1 pseudogene is annotated in these 665 nt (G+C 65.9%); it reads right to left on the bottom strand.

Annotated features, from left to right (window positions below):
• Nucleotides 1-377: pseudogene (locus tag B2284_RS01985) on the bottom strand (proteasome ATPase); the annotation flags it as partial.
• Between the last annotated feature and the right edge of the window lie 288 nt (nt 378-665).

The following is a 665-nucleotide window of genomic DNA, read 5'->3' as shown; positions in this document are numbered from 1 at the left end:
CCGACGACCCTGACGATGTTCATGGCCTCGTTGACCATGACCTCCTGGCCGGGCACGAGCTCCTCGATCGTGATCGCGGGCGAGAACGACACGAGCATCTTTCGGCCCATGTAGAAGATGTCGGCGCTGCCGTCGTCATGCGCCGCGATGACGGTGGCGTAGTTGTTCGGCGGCTGCGCGAGACGTTCGATCTCACCCTTCATCGACGCGATCTGGTCGCGCGCATCCTTGAGCGTGCGCACGAGACGCTCGTTCTGCGACGACACCGTCGTCAACTGCGAACGCAGCCGCAGGACGTCGGCGGGCGACGTCGCGCCTGATGACGTGTCGTTCGAGGACGACGTCCGGTCCGTCGGGTCGAACTTCGGGCCGCTCATCACCGTTTCCTTCGCCTTCGGGGTGCTCGTCAGAGCCGTCTGGCTCCTCGTGCGCACCGAAGCGCGGCCCGAGCAGCCACTCGTTCCACCCTATCGACCTGCGCACACCCGCGACGACGAACGAGCACGACCCAAGTGGATCGTGCTCGTTCGACGAGGCTCTGATGGCTGGCTCGTGCCTCGATGACGACGTCTGAGACGACCCTCGCGTCAGTCCTGATCGGTTGCGACGGGCGCCTCGGCGTTCTCTGCGGCAGCGTCCGGTTCAGCAGCGACGGACGTCTCCGC

The organism is Dermacoccus sp. UBA1591 (assembly GCF_002322065.1).
Taxonomy (GTDB): domain Bacteria; phylum Actinomycetota; class Actinomycetes; order Actinomycetales; family Dermatophilaceae; genus Dermacoccus; species Dermacoccus nishinomiyaensis.
This window is presented reverse-complemented; position numbering and strand designations above follow the sequence as displayed.